The organism is Bacillus sp. EB600 (assembly GCF_024494385.1).
Lineage (GTDB): Bacteria > Bacillota > Bacilli > Bacillales > Cytobacillaceae > JAEVLT01.
Genome location: NZ_JAEVLT010000174.1, coordinates 1 through 401, shown reverse-complemented (window position 1 = coordinate 401; position 401 = coordinate 1). Strand labels below are relative to the sequence as shown.

At 47.9% G+C, this 401-nt stretch carries 1 protein-coding gene; it reads right to left on the bottom strand.

Annotated features, from left to right (window positions below; all coding sequences use genetic code 11):
- Window positions 1-401: catalase (locus tag JN080_RS29260; protein WP_256239383.1), on the bottom strand; the 401-nt coding region annotated here is incomplete at both ends.

The following is a 401-nucleotide window of genomic DNA, read 5'->3' as shown; positions in this document are numbered from 1 at the left end:
AAGTTTTCTTGTGCTGCTGAAGATGTCGGCATATCCGTGCGTGGATCCGGATTGGCCGCATGATGTGAATCGACAAATTTCTGCGCGTCATTCACGAAGAACACGGGTAAATTTAATGATAATAGGTCCCAATTGCCCTCGTCAGTATAAAATTTCACTGCGAAGCCTCGCAAATCGCGCGAGGTATCATACGATCCGCGACCGCCATGATTTGTTGAAAAGCGGACGAATACGGGCGTACTTGCACTTGGATTCTGCAAGAATCCCGCCTTGGTATAAGGCTTCATCGACTGATAAACCTGGAAATTCCCATGAACACCGAACCCTCGAGCATGGGCGACGCGTTCTGGAGTACGTTCTCGGTCAAAATGCATCAGCTTATCAAAAAACAGAAAGTCCTG